Genomic DNA, 22,674 nt, shown 5'->3' on the forward strand with positions numbered 1-22,674 from the left:
TCAGGCCAGTTCCATCCCGTGTACGACGGCCTCGCCCGTCGCGGCGTCGAAAATATGCAGGTGCCTCGGCTGGATGCCGATGCCGATCGTATCGCCGATACCGACGCGGGCGCGGTCGTGTTCGACAAGCACGATCGTGCCGCCGGCGAAATCGGCGGCGATATGCGTCTGGTCGCCGAGCCACTGGTTCGTCGCGACGCTCGCGGCAACGCCGTCGGTTGTGCGGCGCACCGCATAGGGTCGCACGCCGATGACGACCTGCCGCAATGCCCGCAGCCTGTCGCGCACCTGCGGCGCGAACTCGCTTTCTGGATAGGTCAGGGACACGCCCTGCGGCAGGTCGAGCCTGACCCGTCCGCCCTCAAGGGTGGCGTCGGCGGCGAACACGTTCATCGGCGGCTCGCCGACGAAGGTCCCGGTGAACAGGTTGGCGGGCTTTTCCTTGATGACGGTCGGCGTATCGAACTGTTGCAGGACGCCACCTTCCATCACAGCGATGCGATCGGCCAGCGCGTTGGCCTCGGTCTGGTCGTGGGTGACCAGGATGGCGGTCAGGCCGCGCTCCTTGATGAAATGCTTGATGCGGCCCCTCAGCACCGCGCGCAACTGCGGTTCGAGCTGTCCCATCGGCTCGTCGAGCAGATGCAGGCTGGCCGAGCGCACCAGAGCCCTGCCGAGGCTGGCACGCTGCTGCTGGCCGCCCGAAATGGAACTCGGATAGCGTTGCAGTATGTCCTCGATCTCGAGAAGCTTGGCGATCTCGTTCACCTTGGCGTCGACTTCCGCCTGCGAAAGCCTGGCCGCCTTCAGCGCGAAGGCGATGTTTTCCCGCACGGTGAGCGGCGGATAGAGCGAATAGCCCTCGAAGGCCATGGCGACGTTGCGACGGACCGGCGGCAGCTCATGCACCGGCTTTCCGGCGACCGAGATCGTGCCGCGCGAAACCGCCTCGAAGCCGGCGATCATGCGCAACGTCGAGGTCTTGCCGCAGCCGGAGGAGCCGAGCAGCGCGACGATCTCGCCTTCATCGAGCTGCATGGTCAGCGACTTGACGGCATGCACGCCGCGGTCGACCGGGCCGTAGAACTTGTCGACGCCGGAAAGTGCGAGCTGTGCGGCCTTCATGCGGTTGCCCTCTTGCGCGGCGCCGCAGGCCCGCCGGCCGCGATACGCTCGCCCGAGGCCTTGTCGAACATCAGCACGCTGCCGGCATCGACCGCCAGGAACGCCTCGCCGTGGTCCGGACCGGGCGTGCCGGCCGGCCGCGACACCAGGATCTCACGGCCGCCCCTGGTGCGCGCCAATGTCACCGTCTTCTCGTTCAATGGCGTCTCGGCCTCGATGGTGACGGGAACGGCACCTTTCGTCCCGGCTTTGACGAAATGCAGCGTTTCCGGCCGCAGGCCGGCGACGCAGGCGCGGCCGACGGACGGCTCCATGGCGGCCGGCAGTTCCACTCGCGTGCCCGACAGAGCGACATGGATGCCTTGCCCGTCCCGGGATGGTCTGACATCCAGCAGATTGATCGTCGGATCGCCGAACAGCCGCGCGATGTCGAGTCCCGCGGGTTGCAGATAGATTTCTTCCGGCGTGCCGATCTGCCTTATGCCGGCCTGCCCCATCACGGCGATGCGGTCGCCGAGCGCCATCGCCTCCTTGTAGTCCTGCGTCACGTAAATGACGGTCGCGCCGCGATCGGCCAGCAGGCGCGGCAGTTCCAGCCGCATCTCGAAACGCAGCTTGGCGTCGACATTGCGCAGCGGGTCGTCGAGCAGCAGGACCGGCGGCGAGCCGACGAGGGCCCGCGCCAGCGCGGTGCGCTGCTTCTGCCCGTTCGACAGCGCCCTCGGCCGATGGGTCAGCACATGGTCGATCTTGAGCAGGCGGGCGACGCTCTCGACGCCGGCCCTGACGGCATCCCGTGGCGTCTTCCTGGCTTCCAGCGGCGTGGCGATGTTGGCGAAGGCGTCCATGTGCGGGAACAGGGCGAAGTTCTGGAAAGCCATGCCGACGCCGCGAAATTCAGCGTCGACGCCGGTCATGTCCTCGCCGTCGATAACGATGCGGCCGGCATCGGCATCGAGGACGCCGGCGATCAGCCGCAGCAGCACCGTCTTGCCGGCGCCGGACGGGCCGAACAGGACGAGGATCTCGCCGTCGTCCACGGCGAGCGAAACGTCGTCGAGCACGGTGTTGTCCTTGAACCGCTTGACGATGCTGTGAAGCTCGAGCGTCGCCATCTGCCCTACCCCTTCACCGCGCCGAGCGACAGGCCCTCGACCAGATAGCGCTGCGCGTAGAGAGCAAGCGCCAGGGTCGGGGCGATCGACAGCACGATCGCCGCCGCGATCTGGCCGTACTGGATGCCGGAAGCCGTCACGAAGGCAAGCGCTCCGACCGTCACCGGCTGCTTGTCCGCCGAAGCCAGCACCAGCGCGAAGACGAAATTGTTCCAGGCGAAGATGAAGGCCAGCAGGCCGGCGGCGGCGATGCCCGGTCCCGCCAGCGGCAGGGCGATCTTGCGGAAGGTCGCGAACCAGGAATGGCCGGCGATGCGATAGGCGTATTCGACGTCCGCCGATATGTCCTCGAAATAGCCGCGCACGATCCACAGGATGAGCGGCAGGCAGATGAGCTGGTAGACCCAGACCAGCCCGAAATAGGTGTTCGCCAGACCGAGTTGCTGGAAGTAGAGCGTCAGCGGCAGCAGCACCAGCAGCGGCGGCGCGAAGCGGAAGGACAGAAGCGTGAAGGCGATGTCCTCCGAGCCGCGGAACTTGTGGCGGGCGAAGGCGTAGGCGGCCGGCACGCCGAGCAGCAGCGAGACGGCTACCGACGTCACCGACAGGAACACCGAGTTCCACAGGTTGCGCATGAAGGCGATGTCGAGTGTGCCGGCGGCGCTGGTCAGCTTGCCGGTTATCAGCGCGGTGTAGTTCTGCAGCGTGGGCGTGAAGAACAGCTGCGGCGGTATGCTCAGAATCGTCTCATTGGTCTGGAACGACATGAGGAAGATCCAGAGCAGCGGGAACATGAAGAAGACGACCACCAGGGCCAGCGCGATGCCTCGCAGGATGCGTTCGATGAGGGATGTGTGTTCCATCGTGCCTAAGCCTCGCCGCGCGCCCGTTCGCGCAACCGCAACCAGTTCTTGATGAAGACGAAGGAGAGGAAATAGGTGATCACCCATAGGATCATCAAAAGGGCCGCCGAGCGCCCGACATTGGTCGACTGGAAGAAGTTCAGATAGGCCTCGACCTGGAACACCGTCAGCGTGTCGCCGGGGCCGCCCTGCGTCATGGCGTAGATGATGTCGAATTGCTGGATGGAATCGAGCAGCCTGAACAGGGTTGCCGTCAGGATGTAGGGCATCAGCATCGGCAGCGTGATGCGGAAGAAGACGAAGCTGCGCGGCACGCCGTCGAGCGCCGCCGCCTCGAAGGGCTGGGTCGGCAGGCTGCGCAACCCGGCCAGGAGCAGGATCATGATGAAGGGCGTATAGACCCATATGTCGACCAGAACGACGGTGAACAGGGCGGTCGAGGGCGAAGAGGCCCAGCGGAAATCCTGCAATCCCACCAGGCCGGCGAGATAGCTCAGCACGCCGAAGCCGGGATTGGTCATCAGCTTCCACATCAGCGCTGCGAGCGCCGGCGCCGTCATCAGCGGCATAAGGAGCATGATGGAGATGAAATTGTTGAGGCGGGTGCGCTTCTGCAGAAGCAGCGCGATGCCGAGGCCGAGCAGCAATTCCAGCACCACGGTGGAACCGGCATAGACAAGGGAAACGCGAAGCGTGTTCCAGAAACCCGGATCGGTGAAGAAATTGAGGTAGTTTTCACCCCAGTTGTACTGCCGGTTCCACGGCTGGCTAAGGCGATAGCGCTGGAACGAGTAGAGGACGGCCGCGAAGAACGGCACCAGAATGCCGATGCACACAAGCAGCGCCGGCAGGCTGAGCACATAGGGAAGCGCCCGCTTGCTGATGCGCAATCCGCTCCGGCGCCGGGCAGTGGGAACAACGGCGGGCATGGCCTCGATCTTCCACGGTTGAAATTGCTGCCGGTCCGGCCGCAGGGAGAGGACGGCGGACCGGCAGCCTGCGACTGCCGAAGCGGTCGCTTTGACTGTTCAGGCCGCGGACGCCACAGGCATCCGCGGCCCGCGCGACACTAGCCGAGGCCGGCCTCCTTGAGCTGGCCGTCGATGCTCTGGGCGAGCGCGTCCAGGCCTTCGTCGACGGGCACTTCCTTGGCCACCATCTTCTGCAGCGTGGCGGCCCATTCGGTGGTCAGATCGAAGAACAGCGGCTGGGCCGTGAACTTGATCGAAGCGCCGGGTGCCGAGACGTCGAACATATCGACATAGCCGGGATAGCTCTTGTTGAGCTTGTCGCGGAACGCCTCTTCCTTCCACACCGCCTGACGGACCGGATTGACGAAGTCCATCTTGGTGGCGCCGAAGATGGCGTGATCCAGGCCCGAAGCCCACTGGATGAAGTACCAGGTCGCGTCCTTGTCCTTGGCATAGCTCGACATGGCCAGCGACCAGATCCAGATGTTCGGCGTCGGCGCCTTCGCGGCCGGGTTGGCCTTGAAGGCGGCATAGGCGAGCTGCCCGGCCATCTTGTTGTCGCCGCCGTTCATGAAGTAGCCGAGGATGTCGGCGTCGTAGATCATCGCCGAAGCGCCGGCGCCGAGATCGGTGCCGACCTGATACCAGGTGTAGGTGGACCAGTTCTTCGGGCCGCTCTCCTGGATCATCTGGACCCACTTCTTGTGGAATTCCTTCGATTCGGGCGTGTTCATCGCCGCCGACAGCTTGCCGTCGGCGGAGACGTTCAGGTCCTTCTGCTCGAAGTTGGCGTAGGCCGACAGGAAGCCGGGGTGGATCGTCGCCCAGGAGCGCGAGCCGCGCACGCCGATGCCGTAGACACCACCGCCGACATCTTTGGTGAGCTTCGCCGCCGTCGTCAGCAACTCGTCGAGATTGCCAGGCACGGTGGCGCCGACCTTGTCGAACATCGTCTTGTTATAGGTGATGTTGTTCTGCTCGAAGCCCCAGGGGATACACCACTGCTTGGCATCGTCGGAGCCGAGCTCGCCGCCCGGCTTGCCGTTCCAGGCACACGACTTGCGCACGCCGGGCAGGAAGTCGTCCCAGGCGTAGTTGGGGTTGGTCTTGGCTGGATCCTTGATCCATTCGTTGAGGTCGGTGACCCAGCCGGCCGGACCGTATGTCCATGTCATGTAGGCGCCGGTCATGAAGGCGTCGTATTCGCTCGACCCCGAGGACAGGGCGGCTGTGACCTTGTCGAAATAGACGTCCTCCGGAAAAACGTCGTAGGTCACGTCCATGCCTGTCAAATCCTTGAACGCCTGCAGATTGGCGATCATGGCATCGGCATAGGGATGCTTGTTCAAGAGAAGCTTCAGCTTCTTTCCCTTGTGCGCCATCCAGTCGAAGTCGGCGGCCCATGCCCTGGTCTGTGCCAGGTTGAGCAAGGTGCCGGCCGCACCGGCCGTGATGCCCATCGCGCCGAGTCTGCGCAGCAGTTCACGGCGGTCGACTTGCTGACGCACGAAGGCGTCGATCAGACCTTTTTCTTTCTCGTACATCTGCCGTTCCTCCCGGGTAGTTCCACCTGTACCGCGTCGCCGGCTACCCGACCGGCATTCCCTCCATCAGCGCACGCGCGGTGCGCTCGTCCGTGATCAGCCCCGCCAGGTTGCCGCTGCGCAGCACAGACAGGACCGCAGGTATCTTGATGACGCCACCGGCGACGGCGACGATGCGCAAGCGCCTCAGATCCTCCCGACAAAGCGCCAGCACGCGCTTGGACAGGCCGGTTTCGAAAGGCTTGCCCTCCTTGTCGAAGAAGTGGCCGAGCAGTTCGCCGACGCCGCCCATGCGCTTGACTTCGTCCATCTCGCTGCGGGCGACCATGCCGGTGGCGACCAGCGACGCTTCCGGTTCGGCCGTGCCGATACCGGCCAGCACAAGGCCCGAAGAACGGGCAAGTTCCAGAACGTCGGCGACGCCGTGTTGGCCCAGCAGAACCTCGCGGTCCTGTTCGGTGTTGGCGAACATCGGAACCGGCATGACGTAGGCCTCCGCGCCGGTGCGCTCGGCCAGCCGGTGAATCACGTCGTGCGGGTTGGCGGCGAACTTGCGCGTCAGCCCGCCCAGCAGAGAGACGAAGCTGGTGCCGCCAGCCGCCATGCGCGGCAGATGCTCGACGCATGCCGCCAGCGTCCTGCCGTGGCCGACGCCGACCATGGCGTATTCGCCGTTTTCGATCTGGCGCTTCAGGTAGCGCGCGCCGGCAATGCCGAGCGCCTTGAGCGGCAGAGCATCGGGATCGAAATCGGGAACGACCTCGCAATAGTCGAGGCCGAAGCGTTCGCTCAGCCGGCTTTCGAGCTCGACGCATTCGGAAACGTCGCCGTCGACGAAAATCTTGATGAGGCCGTCCTGGTTGGCCTTGGTGATCAGGCGATGCGCCTTGAGGCCGGTCAGGCCGAGGCGCCTTGCGACCTCGGATTGCGTCAGCCCACCGGCATAGTGAAGCCAGGCAGCGCGCGTGGCGATGCTCGCCTCGTCATCCCGTATGGAGTTGCCCGCAGCCACCACCACGCCAGGTTCCCTCGTGATATTTTTTTCACTTGATGCAAAATTTTGCATTGCAGCTTCAACCTGTCAAGACCCCGCGAAGGGCACCCAACGAGAAGTGAAAGCGGTGCGGGGCTATCGACAGCGTGATGTCCGGGAGCGAGGAGGATGCCGCCGGCGCAAATCCGCTTTGGTCGGCGACACATTCGTCGCCCCAGCTTGACCGAGACCCCAAATATATGGGACGAGTTCTCCCCGGAGGGTATATCTTGTCTGCTTCAGAAGTTGTCGGATGGCTCAGAGGCCATCCTGAAGTGTCGAGTTTGCGTGCTGCCATCTTCGACCTGAACGGTATTCCGCGCGGAAAGCGCATTCCCGCCGCCCAGGCTGCCAAGGTCCTGCAAGGCGACCTGCGCATGCCCGTCTCCATCGCCGGCATCGACATCTGGGGCGAGGACATCGTCGGCGGCCGGCTGGTCTTCGAGACGGGCGACGCCGACGGCATCTGCGCCTGGACGGGGCGTGGCCCTCTGCCGATCGAATGGACACCGCGCCCGACGGCCTTCATCCCGCTGTGGATGGCGACCGAGGACGGCAGCCCATTCCCGGGCGACCCGAGACGTGCGCTCGCCGCTATCGCCGGCCGCTACGCCGCCCGCGGCCTCACCCCCGTCGTCGCCACCGAGCTTGAATTCTACCTCGTCGATCCGTCCGGCGACCGGCCGCAGGCTCCGATCTCGCCGGTGTCCGGCAAGGTGCTCGATTCCGATTCGGTGCTGGCCATCCGCGAGCTCGACCATTTCCATCGCTTCCTCGACGATATCTATGCAGCCTGCGCGGCGCAGGACATTCCCGCCGATTCGGCGATCGCCGAGAACGGCCCCGGCCAGTTCGAGATCAATCTGGTGCATGTCGCCGACCCGCTGAAGGCCGCCGACGACGCCATGCTGTTCAAGGACGTGGTGCGCGGCATCGCGCGCAAGCACGGCTTTGCCGCGACCTTCATGGCCAAGCCCTACGGCGAGCGGGCCGGCAGCGGCCTGCACGTCCATTTCAGCCTTGTCGACGGCACCGGCCGCAACGTCTTCGACGACGGCACGGACAGAGGCTCCGACATGATGCGCCATGCCGTCGGTGGCCTGCTGGCCATGATGCCGGAATCGACACTGCTGTTTGCACCACACATGAACTCGTTCCGCCGGCTGCGGCCGGGCATGCACGCGCCGGCCGCGGCTGCCTGGGGCTACGAGAACCGCACGACGGCGATCCGCATTCCCGGCGGCAGCCCCAAGGCAAGGCGCATCGAACACCGGGTCGCCGGCGCCGACGCCAACCCCTATCTCGTTCTGGCCGCCATCCTGGGCGCCGCGCTGGAAGGCATCGAGGCCCGCATGGAGCCGGCCGAGCCGATCGTCGGCAATGCCTATTCGCGCGATCTTCCCGACATTCCCCCGGACTGGGCATCGGCGGTGGACGCCTTCGAGGATGGCCTCGCGATCCCGAAGATTTTCTCGCGGACGCTCCAGCAGATGATGGTGGACTGCAAGCGTCAGGAAATGGAGGCGTTTTCGGAGCGGGTGACGACCTTCGAATATCAGACCTACCTGGAGACTGTCTGAGCGGCGCGACGGGCCATCGACCTCGGCAGCGTCAGTGTTCCTGAAGACCGGTGATCATGGCGACGATCTGGTTCTTGTCGGTTTCGGCCGTCTTGCGCACGCCGATCTGCCTGCCGCGCCTCAAAACGCAGATGCGATCGGAAAGCCGGAACACCTGATCGAGGCTGTGGCTGATGATCAGCACGCCGATATTGCGCGACTTGAGCGACAGCACGATCTCCTCGACCTTCGCCGTTTCGGCGACGCCGAGCGCGGCCGTCGGCTCGTCGAGCAGGATCAGCTTGCTTGCCCAATGGGTGGCGCGGGCAATGGCGACGCCCTGCCGCTGGCCGCCGGAAAGGTCGCGGATCGTGGCATGGGCGGAAGGAATGCGGACATCCAGTTCCTTCACCAGTTGCTCGGTCTCGGCGATCATCCTGCGGCGGTCGAGCAGGCCGAAGCGGTTCACCGGCTCGCGGCCGAGGAACATGTTCATGTAGACGCTCTGCTGGTCGGCCAGGGCAAGGTCCTGGTAGACGACCTCGATGCCGCGCGCACGCGCCATCGTGGCGTTCGACATCGCCACGATCTCGTTGTCGATGGCAATGCTCCCCGACGTCGGGGGATGGACGCCGGAGACGATCTTGATCAGCGTCGACTTGCCGGCACCGTTGTCGCCAACCAGCGCGACGATCTCGCCCGGATGGACGTCGAGCGAGAACTTCTCGATGGCCGTGATGCCGCCGAAGGTCTTGCGGATGTCGGTGAGTTGCAGGACCGGCACATTGGTGGAAATCGCATTGGCGGGCATGGCATGACCTCCTAGACCGGCCAGGCGTAAGGTTCGCCGAAGGCGTTCTCGATGGTCTCGACCTTCGGGGCGCCGGTCGAGATTCCGGAGACGCCGACGACATAAGCGCGGGTGACGAAGGCCTGGCCGCGAAAGCCGAACACGGCGGTGTCGCCAGGCTTCGGCGTCGTCGGGCCGGCGGCGTCGATCATCGCATAATAGTCGATGGCCGAGGGCGGCGGCACCTCGACGCTTCGCAGGGCGGCGGCCGCCGTCGTCGGCTCGGCGCCGACGATCGCCTTCACGTCATATGCGGGGAAGATGGGGTCGATGTAGAAGCCGCCGCCGAAGCAGTAAGCCTTGCCGCCGGAAAGATGCGATACTTCGGTGAGGTAGAGCACCGCCGGCAGTTCCGGCAGGTCTTCCATGACATGCAGCGCAGTCGTGCCGTGCAGGCCGTTGCCGGGTTCGCATTGGGTCGCGCCGGCCTCGGCCAGCGCCGCCAGCATGACGCTGGAGGTGGTGCCCGGCGCGTTGATCTCGACATCCTTGCGGCCGGCTTTCGCCAGAGCGTCAGCCGCCTTCGTCAGGGTGGCCAGATTGTGCGTCGGCTTGACCTTGCGGCTCTCGTGGTCGAACAGCAGAGCCGGGAACGTCGTGATGCCGGCGAAGCGGCCTCCGTCCACCGCGTCCAGCCTGTCGGCGACGGCAGCGATGCCGTCGGCAGCAAAGCCGCCCTCGTGGCCGCGATAGAAGATGTCGCCTTCGGCCTGAATGCGCGCGAGCAGAGCCTGCGTATAGCCGGCGGTCTTGGCACCGGCGCCGGCCTCCACGGCCTTCGTCTCGTTGAACACGGTCCAGTAATCGGGCTGGAAGGCCTGGGCGGCGGCAGCCGCCTCGTGCCGGGCCACCTGCTGGAGATGACCGAGATGGCCGAGCCTGAGGCCCGCCTTGTGCGTGGCGCGGGCGCAGGCCATGTCGACGGCCACGGCACGATCGATGCCGCTGCGCATGAGCGCCCGGCAGAAGGACGACGAGCGCCCGACCTGCTTGGTCATGGCGAACACCTTGAGCCCATGACGGTCGGCCTCCTCCTTGAGGACGCGGGCATTGCGCTCGACCGTGTCGAGGTCGATCACATAGGCGTTGGCCGGCAGTCTGCCCTGCTGGTGCAAGGCCATTGCCGCCTCGACGAAGGCCGGATTACGGCGACGCAGGATATCGAGAAACATGAAACCTTCCTCAGCGGTTCTTTTCGCGCAGCGAGACGGCGACCGCAGCCAGGATGATGAGGCCGCGCACGATCATCTGGTCGGAAACGGAAAGGCCCATCAGGATCAGGCCGTTGTTGAGCATGCCCATCATCAGCGAGCCGACGAGCGCGCCGACGATGGAGCCCTTGCCGCCGTTGAGCAGCGTGCCGCCGACGATGACGGCGGCGATGACGGTCATCAGGTCCGTCTCGCCCAGCGTGTATTTCGCCGCCTGCAGCCGACCCGCATAGAGCAGGCCGGCCAGCCCCGCGAGACCGCCGCTGATCGTCAGCACGGCCAGCCGAATGCGCGGCACGCTGATGCCGGAAACGGCGGCGGCGCGCGCATTGTCGCCGGTTGCCAGCACATGCGCGCCGAAACGGCTTTCGCGAAAGACGAGATGGCCCACGGCGACGGCGATGACGGTCCACCAGATCAGCGAGGGGACGCCGAGGAGGGAACCCGAGCCGAAGAAGCCAGTGAAGGTCGAATCCGTCACCGGAATGGAGCGCAAATTGGTCATCGAGCGCGACACGCCGGCAAACAGGCCCATCGTCGCCAGCGTCACCAGGAAGGACGGCAGCTTGACATAGGCGACGAGCGCTCCGTTGACGAAACCGATGAGCAGCCCGGCACCGAGCCCGGCCAGCACGCCGGGCGCCAGGCCGTAGGCGTTGATCGTCACCGCCGCGGCGAGCGCCGCCACCGCGACGATCGAGCCGATCGACAGGTCGATCTCGCCCGCCGCCATCACGAACACCAGGCCGATCGCCATGATCGTGGCCGGCGCCGTCTGCAGCACGATGTTGGACAGGTTGCGGACGGTTAGGAAGCCGCTGTCCCTCAGCACCACGGCGAAGAAAAGGAAGATCGCCAGGAAGCCGAGATAGACGACATATTGCTGCAGGTTGAAGCGGCTGGCGAAGCCGCCCGTCCGGTCCGCGGCGCCGGCATTGGCGATGGGCATCGATCTTCCTCCGAAGGAGAGCGGGGCAGAAACGCCCCGCTGACTATTTCATCGCGTCGGCGACGGTTGCGGGAACATCCTTGTTGAGCGACTTCTTCCAGCCGTCGGCGACGTTGTCCTTGGTGACGGCGAGCGAATCGACCACCAGGAACGGCTGCACCTCTTGGCCCACCAGCGAGCCGGCCGCCGCGCGCGCCACGGTGACGCCGATATTGTAGGCTTCGTCGGCCACAAGCGCGGCGACGTTGCCGCCCTTGACCATATCGAGCGCCGCCGGTTCGTTGAGGTCCAGCGTCACGATCCTGGTATGGCTGTTGCCGGCGGCCCGCAGGGTCGACAGCACGCTGAGCGCCGGTTCGGCCCAGGTGACGTAGATGCCGTCGAGATCCGGATTCTGCGTGATCATGCCCTGCGCGATCTCCTCGGCGCGCGCGGGATCGGCCATGCCGGCCTCGGCGACGATCTTCATGTCCGGATAGTCCTGCTCGACGGTCTTCTTGAAGGCACCGTCGCGCTGGTTGGTCACGTAGAAATCGGCGTCGTGGAAAATATAGCCGACCTTGCCCTTCTTGCCGAGGGCGTCGGCCATGGCGACGGCAGCCTTGTTGCCCATCTGGAACAGGTCGTCGGAAACAATCGTCACATAGTCCTTGCCCTGCTCGTAGCCGGCCGGCGAATTGTCGACGAAGGCGAGCTTGACGCCGGCGGCACGCGCCGGGTCGTACACGGCCGCGGCCGTCGCCGGATCGACCGGCAGCGAGACGATGATGGACGGCTTCTTGGCCAGCACTGTCTCGACGTCCGACTTCTGGCGCGCCGCGTCGAAACCGGCATCGGTCTGCGCGACGACCTCGATGCCGAGGCGCTTGAACTCGTCATGGGCGCCGCTGTTGACGGCATTGGTGTATTCGCTCATCTCATGCCAGACGAGAGCGGCGGTAAACTTGCTGGCTTTGATCTCATCTTCCTGCTGCGGCGTCAGCGTCAGGCTGGCGGCGGGTGTCGGCGTCTCGCCATGCGGTCCGGTCGTCGCACCGTCGGCGGCGAAAGCGGTGGTAGCCACCGTCAGGCTGGCCAGCGCGACAAGGCTCTTCAACATCGTTCTCATGATTTCCTCCAACCTGATATCGGCCCGGCGGCGACGGCCGCCGCCGGGTGGCTGCATTACTTCGCCGCGTCGAGCACCGACTGCGGCGCGTCGCGGTTGAGCGATTCCTTCCATCCCTCGGCGACATTCTCCTTGGTCACCGTAAGTGCGGGAGCGACGACGAAGGCAGGGGTCGGCTGGTCGAGCAGCGCCTTCATGCCGGCCGCCGCCATGGCGCGGCCGAGTTCATAGGCCTTGTCGGCGACCAGGGCCGCCACGTTGCCGCCCTTGACCATGTCCAGCGCCACCGGCTCGGCGAGATCCAGCGTGACGATCTTCGTCTTAGTGTTGCCGGCTCCGCGCAGCGCCGACAGGACCCCGTCCGCCGGTTCCGCCCAGGTCACATAGATGCCGTCGAGATCGGGATGCTGCAGCAGCATGGCGCTCGCCAGTTCCTCGGCGCGCGCCGGGTCGGAAATGCCCTGCTCGGCGACAATCTTGATGTCGGGATAGTTCTTCTCGATGGTGGACTTGAACGCCTGGTCGCGCTGGTTGGTGACGTAGTAACTGGCGTCGTGGAAGATGTAGCCGACCGTGCCCTTGCCGCCGATGGCCTTGGCCAGCGCATCCGCAGCCTGCTTGCCCATCTGGAAAAGATCGTCGGTGACGATCGAGGCGTAGTCGGTGCCCTGCTTGTAGCCCTGCGGCACGTTGGACAGGAAGACGAGCTTGGTGCCATCCTTGACCGCCTGGCGGAAGGCCTCGGCCGAGGTCACCGGGTCGAGCGGCAGCGAAAGGATGACGTTCGGCCTGGCGGCCAGCGCCGTCTCGATGTCGCTGCGCTGGCGTGCGGCGTCGAACTGGGCGTCAGTGGTCACGGCGATGGTGACGCCGGCCCGCGCGAACTCGTCCTTGGCGCCGGCCGAAACCGCGTTGGTGAAATCGGACGACGTATGCCACAGCAGCGCCGCCTTGTAGCTCTTGTCCTTCAGCGCGGCGATGTCGGCATCGGTCAGCTTGACCTCGGCGCTCGGCGTGGCGGTCTCGCCGAACGGGCCGACCGTCTGGGCGAAGGCGGCGCTGCCTGCCAGTGAAAGACCGGCCGCGAACGCGGCGGTCAGGATGGATTTGAACAACATGGCGGTTCCTCCCTTGGATCGCTTGGACTGTCGATGGTTCATGCAACGGTGCCGCAATAGTCGGCCATGAAGGTGGCGAAGCCGACGATGCCGGCCAGGTATTCCTCCACGTCCACATGCTCGTCGTGGGTGTGGCAGTTGCGGATATCGCCAGGCGCGCAATAGACGGCCGGTATGCCGAGGCGGTTGACGAAGAAGGGCGTCTCCGACCAGAAAGGCGCGCCTTCGATCGCGCCCCGCCCGGCCATGGCCGACGCCATCCTGGCCGACAGCATGCGCACCTCCGCCGCGTCCCGATCGATCTCGGCGGCGGTGCCGCCAAGCGGATGGTCGCGCCCGGCCGGATAGGCGAACTCGACCCTGATCTCGGGATCGGCGATCGCTTCGCGCACCGTCTTCTCGATTTCGGCCGCCGCCGTGTCGAGAGATTCGCCGGGCAGCAGCTTGCGGATCAGCGACAGCGTGCAGCGCTCCGGCACGGCGATGTAGCCACCGCCCGCAAGCCCGGTGACGAGCAGGAAGCCGCGCCCGACAAGCGGATGGTCGGTACGCGCCGCCACCGCATCGGAATGCCTCCACAGCGCCGTCATGGCCGCATGGGCGGCCCGCAGCGCATCCTTGCCAAGTTCCGGGACGCCGAAATAGGCCGACTTGCCGGTGATGGTGATGTCGGTGATGAAGAAGCCGATCTGTGCCGGATAGACCGCAAGCCGGGTCGGCTCGACATAGACGGCGAAATCTGGCTTCGCGACTTCGCCTACCTCGATGGCGCCGACGAAATGCTTGATCCCGGCCGACACGCCGGTGCCGGGCTGGCCGCTTTCCTCGTCGCCGACGAAGGCGAAGGAGACGTCTCCGGCCAGCCGGATGCCGGCGCGGTCGAGCAGCTTCAGGGCCGCCAGCGAGGCGCTGATGCCCGCCTTGAGGTCGCCCGCTCCGCGCCCCCATACCGCACCGTCGACGATCGGCGCGGCGAACGGGTCCTCACGCTCGGTTCCGGCCCAGTGCTCGCGCCAGCCGTCGACATGCACGGTATCGGTGTGGCCGATGAACAGGAGGCGCTTACCGCCGCCGGCACCCTTGCGTTCGGCCCAGACGTTGGGCCGGCCCGGCAGAAATTCCGCCGTCGTCAGGCCGGCAAGGCCAAGCGCCTGCATCTGCTGTTCGAGATAGGCGACGAAATTGGCTTCGTTGCCGGTGATGCTCTCGCGTCCGATCGCGCCGCGCCAAAGGGCGAGCGCGTCCTCGCGGTCGAGGGCCTGGCGCAGGCGCGGCATCAGGTCGTCGCGGGCCGGCATCATCCTGCCTCCCGCAAGGCGCCGACATCGGCAGGCGGCAGCGAGATGCGGCCGTCGGGCGCATCGACGCCGAACAGGGTGTTGTGCAACTGGCCGAGCCCGATGGCGGCGGCGCCGACGATGGCCGCGCGCGCGCCGAGCGTTCCGGTTTCGACGTCGACCGGATAGGGGAAGCATTGCGGCAGGAACGCCTTGACGCGGGCCAGCATCTCCGCACGCAACCCGATCGAGCCGCCGAGGATGATCTTTTGCGGGTTGGCGATGGCCGCGATGGCGGCGATGCCGCGCGCCAGATTGCGCGCAACCTCGTCGAGGACCTGGGCGGCGGCGGCCTCACCGGCATTGGCATTGTCGAAGATGGCCGGGACGCCGAGACGGTTGCCCGACAGGACGGCATAGCGCTCGACGATGCCGTGCGAGGCGACGACGCGCTCGAAGGCGCCGGAGCGCAGCGATTCCGGCTCGAACGGGTCGGCGCCCAGCGGCAGGAACCCCATCTCGCCCGCCGCATTGATGGCGCCGCGGACGAGGTGGCCGCCGACCATCAGGCCGCTGCCGATGCCGGTGCCGAGCGCGACATAGGCGAGGTCGTCGATGCCCTGTCCCTGCCCCAGCCAGTTTTCGCCCATCACCGAGAGATTGACGTCGTTTTCCAGGATCACGTCGAAGCCGAAGGCCCGCGCGAGGGAACCGGCGACATCCATGCTGTCGAAACCGGCGATGTTGGGCGCCAGCATCACGCGTCCGGTGCGGCTGTCGGGCGCTCCCGGCACGCCGATCACGGCAAGGCGGATCCTGTCGCGGGAAACCCCCTTCGCCTTGGCGGCCCGGAAGGCCAGCGAGACGATCTGGTCGACGACGAACTGGCCGCCACGCGGATCGGTTGGCGCCATCTCTTCGCCGAAGATCTGGCAGGCGAGATCGGTGATCGCCACCCTCACCTTGGTGCCGCCAAGGTCGACGGCGACGATATAGGCGGCATCGTAGACCAGTTCGTAGGTCACGGCGGTGCGGCCCACATGACCCTTGGTGCGGCCGGTCTCCTGCACCCAGCCCTCCTGTTCGAGCGTACGCACGATTTCGGAGATGGTCTGCTTCGACAGGCCGGTCTGCTTGGCGATCGACGCCCGCGAGATCGGACCGCCCTGAACGATGGCCTCCATGACGGAGCGCTGCGAGAACTTCCGGGAGATGCTCAGGCTGTCGTTCACCGCACCCTCTTTAATTCGTTCTGTTACCGAACTTATTAAGAGACGGGTAAACTGTCAATCGTGCTTCTGCACGTGAAAAAGGGCTCCCGGTGGCGCCGGGAGCCCTTGCGCAAAAGAACCTGATGCGGCGGCTCAGCCCGCCGCGCGGCCGGCAACGAGGTCTTCGATGCGGACGGGAAAGCGGCGGACGCGCACGCCCGTCGCATGCCAGACGGCGTTGGCGACGGCGCCCACCGTGCCGGTGATGCCGATCTCGCCGACGCCCTTGACGCCGAGCGGATTGACGTGGGCGTCCTCCTCCGGGATCAGGATGGCTTCGACCGAAGGCACGTCCGCATTGACCGGCACATGGTATTCGGCAAGGTCGGCGTTCATGATGCGGCCGGTGCGGCGATCGGTGACCGCCTCCTCGTGCAGGGCGAAGGAGACGCCCCAGATCATGCCGCCGTAGTACTGGCTTTGCACCAGGCGCGGATTGATGATGCGTCCAGCGGCGAAGGCGCCGACCAGCCGCGTCGCCCGCACCTGGCCAAGATCGGGATCGACCTTCACCTCGGCAAAGACCGCCCCGTGCGAGAACATCGCATAGGCCGAGGCGACCGCCGGGTCGCGCGCCGCCTTGGCGGTGCCGACGATTTGCGCGCGACCGGCGCGCTTCAGGATATCGGCATAGCTGTCGCTGCGCGTCTCGTCGTCGCGACGATACAGCCGGCCCTCCCGCGCCACGACGCCGATGTTGCCGGCGCCGAACAGCGGCGACGCCGCATCGGCGGTGGCAAGCTCCGCCAGGCTGGCGATGGCATCCCCGCCGGCCTTGTGGAGCGCAAGCCCGGCGCTGGCGGTATGGCCGGAGCCGCCGGCCACGCCGCCGTCCGGAAGGTTCGACAGGCCCGAATGGAATTCGACCTGGCTCGGATCGAGGCCGAGCGCCTCGGCGGCGATCTGGGCGAGCGCCGTCCAGGCGCCCTGCCCCATGTCGGCGCCGGCGGTTTCCACCAGTGCCGTGCCGTCGGCGCGCAAGGTAGCGCGTGCCTCGGCCGGGAAATGCGGGCAGTGGAAAACGGCCGTGCCCATGCCCCAACCGACGAGGAAGCCGTTCTCGTCGCGCATGCGGCGCGGCTCCAGCGGACGGCCGGACCAGCCGAAGCGCTTCGCACCTTCGGCGTAACATTCACGCAGCGTCTTGGAGGAAAACGGCCGGCCGGTTCCCGGCTCCGTCTCGGCGTAGTTGGCAAGCCGGAAGGCGAGCGGGTCCATGCCGCAGGCCTCTGCCGCCTCGTCGATCGCCGCCTCCAGCGCCGCCGACCCGGACGCCGCGCCCGGCGCGCGCATCGGCCCCGGCGTGCCGACGTTGAGGCGCAGGCCCTCGTGCTCGGCCAGGATGGCGGGTGCCGCGTAGAGCGGCAGGGCGATGTTCGCGGACGGTTCGATGAAGTCGTCGAAGGTAGATGTCTCGGCGAGCGCATGATGGTGCAGCGCGGTCATCCGCCCCTCGCCGTCGGTGCCGATACGCAGTTTCTGCCAGGTCCGGCCGCGATGACCGACCGGGCCGAACATCTGCTTTCGCGGCAACGCCAGCTTGACCGGGCGGCCGAGCATGCGCGCAGCGAGGATGGTGAGGATCTGCGGCCCGTTGAGGATCGCCTTGGAGCCGAAACCACCACCGAGGAAGGGTGAGCGGATCAGCACGTTCTCGGCCGGAATGCCGAAATAGGCGCCATAAGCCGCAGCGCTCAGCGCCAAAGCTTGGTTGGGCATGTCGAGCGTCACTCGGTCACCGTCCCATTCGGCGACGACCGCGTGCGGTTCCATCGCGTTGTGGTACTGCGGCGGCGTCTCGTAATCGACCTCGGTGACCCGGACGGCTTCGGCAAGCCCGGCCTCGACATCGCCATGGGCGGTTCGAGCGGCCGCACCGACGCCGACGGCAGCCGGGGCAAAGCGCTCGCCACTCTCCAGGTCGACGGCTGCGCTTTCCACCTCATAATGCGGATCGAGCAGGGCAGCCCCCTCCGTCGCCGCTTCCAGCGTCTCGGCGATCACCATGGCGATCGGCTGGTTGACGTAGCGCACGGTGTCGTCCTGCAGCACGTCGACGCGGAAACCGAAGGGCGGCATCTTCTCGTCGGGGTCGTGGGCCAGCGGCGGCCGGTTGGCCGGCGTCAGCACCTCGACGACGCCGGGATGCGCTTTAGCCGCGGCGACGTCGAGGCTCGTTACCCGGCCGCGCGCGATGCTGGCGCCCGCCGCTACGGCGTAGAGCACACCGTCGGGATGGTTGTCGGCGGCATAGGTGGCGCGGCCGGTGACCTTGAGCAGGCCGTCACGGCGCGTCAACGGCTGGCCGGCATTGGAACCCGCCCGGCCGTATTGGAGGGGAGAGGCAGCGTTTTCAGGCGACATGGTACGCTCCGGGATTGGTGGAGAAGGGCGAGGCCGGCAGGGCCGGCATTTCCTGCGGCGTCCCTGCCAGCGCGAAATTCAACGCACGGGCGACGATGCGGCGTGCCAGCTCGATCTTGAAGGCGTTGGCACCTGAAGGCCGCGCCTCGGCGAGCGCCAGTTCCGCCGCCCCGGCGAAAGCTTCAGCGGTCGGCTTCGCACCGGCCAGAGACGCCTCCGCCTCACGGGCTCGCCAGGGTTTGGCGGCGACGCCGCCGAGCGCGATGCGGGCGGCGCGGATCGTGTCGCCTTCCATCTCCAGCGCCGCCGCCGCCGATACCACGGCGAAAGCATAGGAGGTGCGCTCGCGCAGCTTCAGGTAGCGGGCGTTGTCCGCGAAGGATGCAACTTCCGCCGGCAGCCGCAAAGCGACGATCAATTCGCCGGCTGCCAGCGTGGTTTCCTGTTCCGGCGTGGAGCCCGGCAGGGCATGCAGCGAATCCAGCGCGATCTCGCGGGTGCCGCGCGGCCCTTCCACCTCGACCATCGCGTCGAGCGCCACCAGCGGCACGCAGAAGTCGGACGGGTGGGTGGCGATACAGTGCTCGCTCCAGCCGAGCACCGCATGCAGGCGGCTCTGGCCGCCCAGCGCATCACAGCCCGAGCCCGGCACGCGCCGGTTGCAGGCGCTGCCAAGGTCCTGGAAATAGGCGCAGCGCGTACGCTGCATCAGGTTGCCGCCGACGGTCGCGGCATTGCGAAGCTGTGCGGATGCGCCCGACAGCAGCGCCTCGGCAACCACCGGGAAGGTTTTTGCGAAGCGTTCGTCATAGGCGAGGTCGGAGTTGCGCACCAGCGCGCCGATCCTTACGCCACCGTCCGGCAGCCAATCGATACGGTCGAGGCCGGGCAGACGCGTGATGTCGACGACGCGCTGCGGCCGCGAAACGCCGATCTTCATCAGGTCGAGCAGGTTGGTACCGGCGCCGAGATAGACCGAACCCGGTTCGGAGACGGCAGCAATGGCCTCGGCCACGCTGGCCGGCTGGATATAGTCGAAGCGGTTCATGCCGCGTCCCTCCGGCTCGAGTCCGCGCCGGCAAGCGTCTGCTGCGCCTCGAGAACGGCTTCGGTGATGCCCTTGTAGGCGGCGCAGCGGCAGATGTTGCCGCTCATCAGCTCGCGGATGCGCTCGGGATCGTCGCCGGCATGCCCCTCGGCGATCAGGCCGACGGCGCTCATGATCTGGCCCGGCGTGCAATAGCCGCACTGGAAACCGTCATGCGCGATGAAGGCGGCCTGCACCGGGTGCAGCGTCTCGCCCTGGGCCAGGCCTTCGATGGTCGTGACTTCGGCGCCGTCGAGGCTGGCGGCCAGAACCAGGCAGGAGTTGATGCGCCGTCCGTCGACAAGCACGGTGCAGGCGCCGCACTGGCCGCGGTCGCACCCTTTCTTGGTGCCGGCCAGAACGAGCCGCTCCCGCAACAGGTCGAGCAGCGTGACGCGCGGATCGTCGAGTTCGACGTCACGCGGCTGACCATTGACGGAAAGGCTGATGGAGAGAGCCATGTTGTACTCCATTCAGTTTCTGTGGTGTATGAATCCAAGCCGCCGGAAGACGGCACGAGGTGCGGGCGCGGGAAGGATACTGACGCGGACGTTCGTCGGCCCTGTCCGGGAATGCGTGCCTTTGTGCGTTTCCCCGGTATCTGTTATTTATACGGAGGATGCCTCCGTTTATCAAGAGGGAAAGAGCACGTTCTGAACAAATGGGACAGGAAACCGTAAAGACAAGGCGCAAGCCGCGCGCGGATTCACTGCGCAACCGCGAGCTTCTGCTGGAAGCGGCGACCCATGTGTTCAGCACGGGCGGGCCGCAGGCGAGCCTGGAAGCGGTGGCGCGCCGGGCGGGCGTCGGCATCGGCACGCTCTATCGCCACTTCCCGACGCGCGAGGCGCTGTTCGAGGCCGTATACCGGCACGAGGTCGATCACCTTGCCGATCTCGCGGGCCTGCTTTCCTTCGAGCCCGATCCGGTCGAGGCCCTGCGGCAATGGCTGCACGCGAACGTGCGGCTGGTCGCCGCCAAGAAAGGCATGATCCAGGGACTGCAACTGGTCGCGCACGGTTCCTCGGAGCTCAAGGCCTATTCCTTCGAGCGCCTGACCGAGGCCGTAGGCTTGCTGCTCGGCCGGGGCGTCGCCGCAGGCGAACTGCGCGCCGACATTACGCCGGAAGACCTGCTGCGCACGCTTCTCGGCATCTTCTATTCGCAAGGCACCGCGGACTGGCAGCCGGCGGCGCTGCGCCTTGTCGACGTCTTCGTCGACGGCTTGCGCAAGCGCTGATCGTGCTCAGACGGTCGTGAACAGCCACTCGAAGAAGGCGACGTTTTCGCGGTCCATATCATCGTCGACCGGTTCCGGCTGTGAGGCCATCTTGACGACGACGGTCTCGGTCGCCGGATCGACGACCACCCATTGGCCGTGGATACCGATGCCGCAGAACCAGCCTTTGCCGCTCTGATACCATTTGTTGCGGTAGCGCCCTTCCGGCAGGAGGTTGACGAAATCGCCGACCAGCCAGGCATCGCGGCTGCCGGCGGTTGTCGTGTCGCGAATCCAGCTTTCGGCGACGATGCGCTTGCCGCCGGCAACGCCGTCCTGCCGCATCATCTCGCCGACGCGCGCAAGGTCGCGCGGGCTGATAGACACGCCGCCGGCGGTGCGCGCATAACCCTGGCGATCCACTGTGACGGCCACCGTGCCGCGAATGCCGAGGGGTCCCCACAGGCGTTCCCGCATGAGGTCGCATACCCGTTGCCCGGATGCCCGTTCCACGATGACGCCCAGCATGTCCGAGTTGGGCGAGCGATAGCGGAAGACCTCGCCATGCGGGCCAGGCAACCGCTTGAGATCGCACAGCAGGTCAAGCAGGCTTTCCCCGTTTCCGCCGGGGTTCCACAGCATCGCCTGGCGATAGCGGGCGAACACGCTTTCGGGGTCCAGATAGGCCTCCTCGAAATCGAGGCTGACGGTCATGTCCAGCACATGGCGCACCGTGGCATCGCCATAGGCGGAGTTCGCCGCCTCCGGCACGTAGGTCACCACCGGCGCTTCAGGATCGAGCAGCCCGTCGCCTTCGAGGATGCCGGCGACGATGGCCGTCAGCGACTTGCTGATCGAGAAAGCGAGATGCGGTGCGCCGAAGCGCGTATGCGGAGCTTGCCAGTCGGCAACGAACTCGCCGCGCCGCATGACAGCCAGCGCATCGCTGTGCGTGCGTTCGAGAAACGCCTGCACGGTCGGCGCTCCATCCAGCGACGCAACCTTCCTGTCCAAAATGCCGGCCGGGTCCGCGGGCGCCTCGTCCTGCGCCTGCCCGTAGGTCTGGACGACACTCGGTACGATCTCGGCGACGTTCTGGAAGGCCCAGCGGTTGAACGGCGCCGTGCGCCAATTGGCGAGGGTGACTTCGTCGCGACGGAAGCCGAATTTCTGCTGGAAGGCCGTGCTGCCTGTCATCGAAGGTCCTCTCCGTGCCCGAGTCGCCGTATCCATTGGATACGCCGTGTTCCCGCCCGTGCACAGACGGAAAGTCAGCGGCGCTGCCGCCGCAGCCATTCGAGCGTGGCGGCGACATCGGCGAGAGCATGGCCGGCCAGCGTCGCGCCGTTCGGCTTCACCCGTATCGAGATGCCGTCCGCCTCGTTGATCGCCTCGAAGCCGGTTTCGTCGGAGGTATCGTCGCCGAGGAAGACCGGGCGACGCCCGCGGAAATCCTCCATTCTCATGAAGCGCCGGATCGCGGCTCCCTTGACCGCTTCCAGCGGCATCAGTTCGACGCCGGCGTTGCCGGGCAGCAGGCGATAGTTCGGCGGGAGCCGCGTCAAGGCCTGTTCGACAAGCTGGATCGCCCGGTCGAGAAGATCCGGGGCGGCGCGCGTGTGGATCGCCAGGATCGGGCCCTTGCGCTCGACATGAACGTTGCGGCCGGCGAATTCGACCTCGATCTCGTCGGCCAATGCCGCGATGTCGGCAGGCTCCTTTGCCGGCTCGACCGGGCCGCCCGGCTCCAGCCGGTGTTCCAGCCCGTAAAGCCCGGCCGCGCGCAGTTCCAGCGGCGCGAACAGCCGATCGGCCGCCGCCACGGACCGCCCGGTCACCAGGGCCAGCGCGCCGTCGAAGCGCTCCTGTAATGCGGCGAGCAGGATGCGCAGGTCGGCATCGACCACCACCGCGTCCGGATGCGGTGCATGTTCCACGAGGGTGCCGTCGATGTCGAGAAACAGCGCCCAGTTCGGCCCGTCGAGATCGGGCGGCGGCAACAGATCCATG

The 22,674-nt window shown here is 66.5% G+C and carries 20 protein-coding genes; 2 read left to right on the forward strand and 18 right to left on the reverse strand.

The window, feature by feature from the left end:
- From E6C48_RS14805 to E6C48_RS14830, 6 genes are all read right to left on the reverse strand, one after another.
- On the reverse strand, positions 1-1,125 hold the full coding sequence (locus E6C48_RS14805) for an ABC transporter ATP-binding protein (protein WP_136358520.1): 1,125 nt from the start codon (positions 1,123-1,125) through the stop codon (positions 1-3).
- The gene (locus E6C48_RS14810) at positions 1,122-2,240 is read right to left on the reverse strand and encodes an ABC transporter ATP-binding protein (protein ID WP_136358522.1); all 1,119 of its coding nucleotides are present in this window, start codon (positions 2,238-2,240) and stop codon (positions 1,122-1,124) included. Before E6C48_RS14810 ends, E6C48_RS14805 begins: the two co-directional genes overlap by 4 nt.
- Positions 2,241-2,245: 5 nt before the next feature.
- Positions 2,246-3,103 (reverse strand): carbohydrate ABC transporter permease, encoded by an 858-nt coding sequence (locus tag E6C48_RS14815; RefSeq protein WP_136358524.1) that lies wholly within the window; start codon positions 3,101-3,103, stop codon positions 2,246-2,248.
- A 5-nt stretch (positions 3,104-3,108) separates the two neighbouring features.
- Positions 3,109-4,032 carry a carbohydrate ABC transporter permease gene (locus E6C48_RS14820; RefSeq protein ID WP_136358526.1) on the reverse strand — a complete coding sequence of 308 codons (924 nt, stop codon included), beginning with the start codon at positions 4,030-4,032 and terminating at the stop codon, positions 3,109-3,111.
- Positions 4,033-4,172: 140 nt separating this feature from the next.
- On the reverse strand, positions 4,173-5,618 hold the full coding sequence (locus E6C48_RS14825; RefSeq protein ID WP_136358528.1) for an ABC transporter substrate-binding protein: 1,446 nt from the start codon (positions 5,616-5,618) through the stop codon (positions 4,173-4,175).
- A gap of 43 nt (positions 5,619-5,661) precedes the next feature.
- Positions 5,662-6,633, reverse strand: coding sequence for a sugar-binding transcriptional regulator (locus E6C48_RS14830; protein ID WP_168734546.1), 972 nt, complete (start codon positions 6,631-6,633; stop codon positions 5,662-5,664).
- 248 nt (positions 6,634-6,881) lie between these two features.
- Here E6C48_RS14830 and E6C48_RS14835 point away from each other — a divergent pair, with 248 nt between their 5' ends.
- Entirely contained in the window at positions 6,882-8,231 is a 1,350-nt protein-coding gene (locus E6C48_RS14835; protein ID WP_230978774.1) for a glutamine synthetase family protein, read from the forward strand.
- Between the two features lie 31 nt (positions 8,232-8,262).
- Here E6C48_RS14835 and E6C48_RS14840 read toward each other — a convergent pair whose 3' ends face one another.
- From E6C48_RS14840 to E6C48_RS14885, 10 genes are all read right to left on the reverse strand, one after another.
- Positions 8,263-9,021: an ATP-binding cassette domain-containing protein gene (locus tag E6C48_RS14840; protein WP_136358535.1), complete on the reverse strand. Its 759-nt coding sequence runs from the start codon at positions 9,019-9,021 to the stop codon at positions 8,263-8,265.
- 11 nt (positions 9,022-9,032) lie between these two features.
- Positions 9,033-10,232, reverse strand: a complete 1,200-nt coding sequence (locus E6C48_RS14845) for an alanine racemase (protein WP_136358537.1) — start codon at positions 10,230-10,232, stop codon at positions 9,033-9,035.
- Positions 10,233-10,242: 10 nt separating this feature from the next.
- On the reverse strand, positions 10,243-11,220 hold the full coding sequence (locus tag E6C48_RS14850) for an ABC transporter permease (protein ID WP_136358539.1): 978 nt from the start codon (positions 11,218-11,220) through the stop codon (positions 10,243-10,245).
- A 43-nt stretch (positions 11,221-11,263) separates the two neighbouring features.
- Positions 11,264-12,328 (reverse strand): substrate-binding domain-containing protein, encoded by a 1,065-nt coding sequence (locus E6C48_RS14855; RefSeq protein WP_330998606.1) that lies wholly within the window; start codon positions 12,326-12,328, stop codon positions 11,264-11,266.
- Between the two features lie 56 nt (positions 12,329-12,384).
- Positions 12,385-13,446 carry a substrate-binding domain-containing protein gene (locus E6C48_RS14860; protein ID WP_136358541.1) on the reverse strand — a complete coding sequence of 354 codons (1,062 nt, stop codon included), beginning with the start codon at positions 13,444-13,446 and terminating at the stop codon, positions 12,385-12,387.
- A 38-nt stretch (positions 13,447-13,484) separates the two neighbouring features.
- The gene (locus E6C48_RS14865) at positions 13,485-14,747 is read right to left on the reverse strand and encodes a M20 family metallopeptidase (protein WP_230978775.1); all 1,263 of its coding nucleotides are present in this window, start codon (positions 14,745-14,747) and stop codon (positions 13,485-13,487) included.
- A complete protein-coding gene (locus E6C48_RS14870; RefSeq protein WP_136358543.1) occupies positions 14,744-15,955 on the reverse strand; it encodes an ROK family transcriptional regulator in 1,212 nt (403 codons plus the stop codon). Before E6C48_RS14870 ends, E6C48_RS14865 begins: the two co-directional genes overlap by 4 nt.
- A gap of 132 nt (positions 15,956-16,087) precedes the next feature.
- The gene (locus E6C48_RS14875) at positions 16,088-18,358 is read right to left on the reverse strand and encodes a xanthine dehydrogenase family protein molybdopterin-binding subunit (protein ID WP_136358545.1); all 2,271 of its coding nucleotides are present in this window, start codon (positions 18,356-18,358) and stop codon (positions 16,088-16,090) included.
- Entirely contained in the window at positions 18,348-19,406 is a 1,059-nt protein-coding gene (locus E6C48_RS14880; RefSeq protein WP_136358547.1) for an FAD binding domain-containing protein, read from the reverse strand. Before E6C48_RS14880 ends, E6C48_RS14875 begins: the two co-directional genes overlap by 11 nt.
- Positions 19,403-19,906: a (2Fe-2S)-binding protein gene (locus tag E6C48_RS14885; RefSeq protein WP_136358549.1), complete on the reverse strand. Its 504-nt coding sequence runs from the start codon at positions 19,904-19,906 to the stop codon at positions 19,403-19,405. The genes E6C48_RS14880 and E6C48_RS14885 overlap by 4 nt, the downstream gene beginning before the upstream one ends.
- 200 nt (positions 19,907-20,106) lie before the next feature.
- On the opposite strand from E6C48_RS14885, the gene E6C48_RS14890 reads away from it, so the two are divergent.
- Positions 20,107-20,685, forward strand: a complete 579-nt coding sequence (locus tag E6C48_RS14890; protein WP_136358551.1) for a TetR/AcrR family transcriptional regulator — start codon at positions 20,107-20,109, stop codon at positions 20,683-20,685.
- A 6-nt stretch (positions 20,686-20,691) separates the two neighbouring features.
- Here E6C48_RS14890 and E6C48_RS14895 read toward each other — a convergent pair whose 3' ends face one another.
- Positions 20,692-21,861 carry a serine hydrolase domain-containing protein gene (locus E6C48_RS14895; protein ID WP_136358553.1) on the reverse strand — a complete coding sequence of 390 codons (1,170 nt, stop codon included), beginning with the start codon at positions 21,859-21,861 and terminating at the stop codon, positions 20,692-20,694.
- A gap of 74 nt (positions 21,862-21,935) precedes the next feature.
- Positions 21,936-22,673 (reverse strand): trehalose-phosphatase, encoded by a 738-nt coding sequence (gene otsB / locus E6C48_RS14900; protein ID WP_136358555.1) that lies wholly within the window; start codon positions 22,671-22,673, stop codon positions 21,936-21,938.
- Between the last annotated feature and the right edge of the window lies 1 nt (position 22,674).

This window comes from Ollibium composti (genome assembly GCF_004801285.1).
Lineage (GTDB): Bacteria > Pseudomonadota > Alphaproteobacteria > Rhizobiales > Rhizobiaceae > Mesorhizobium > Mesorhizobium composti.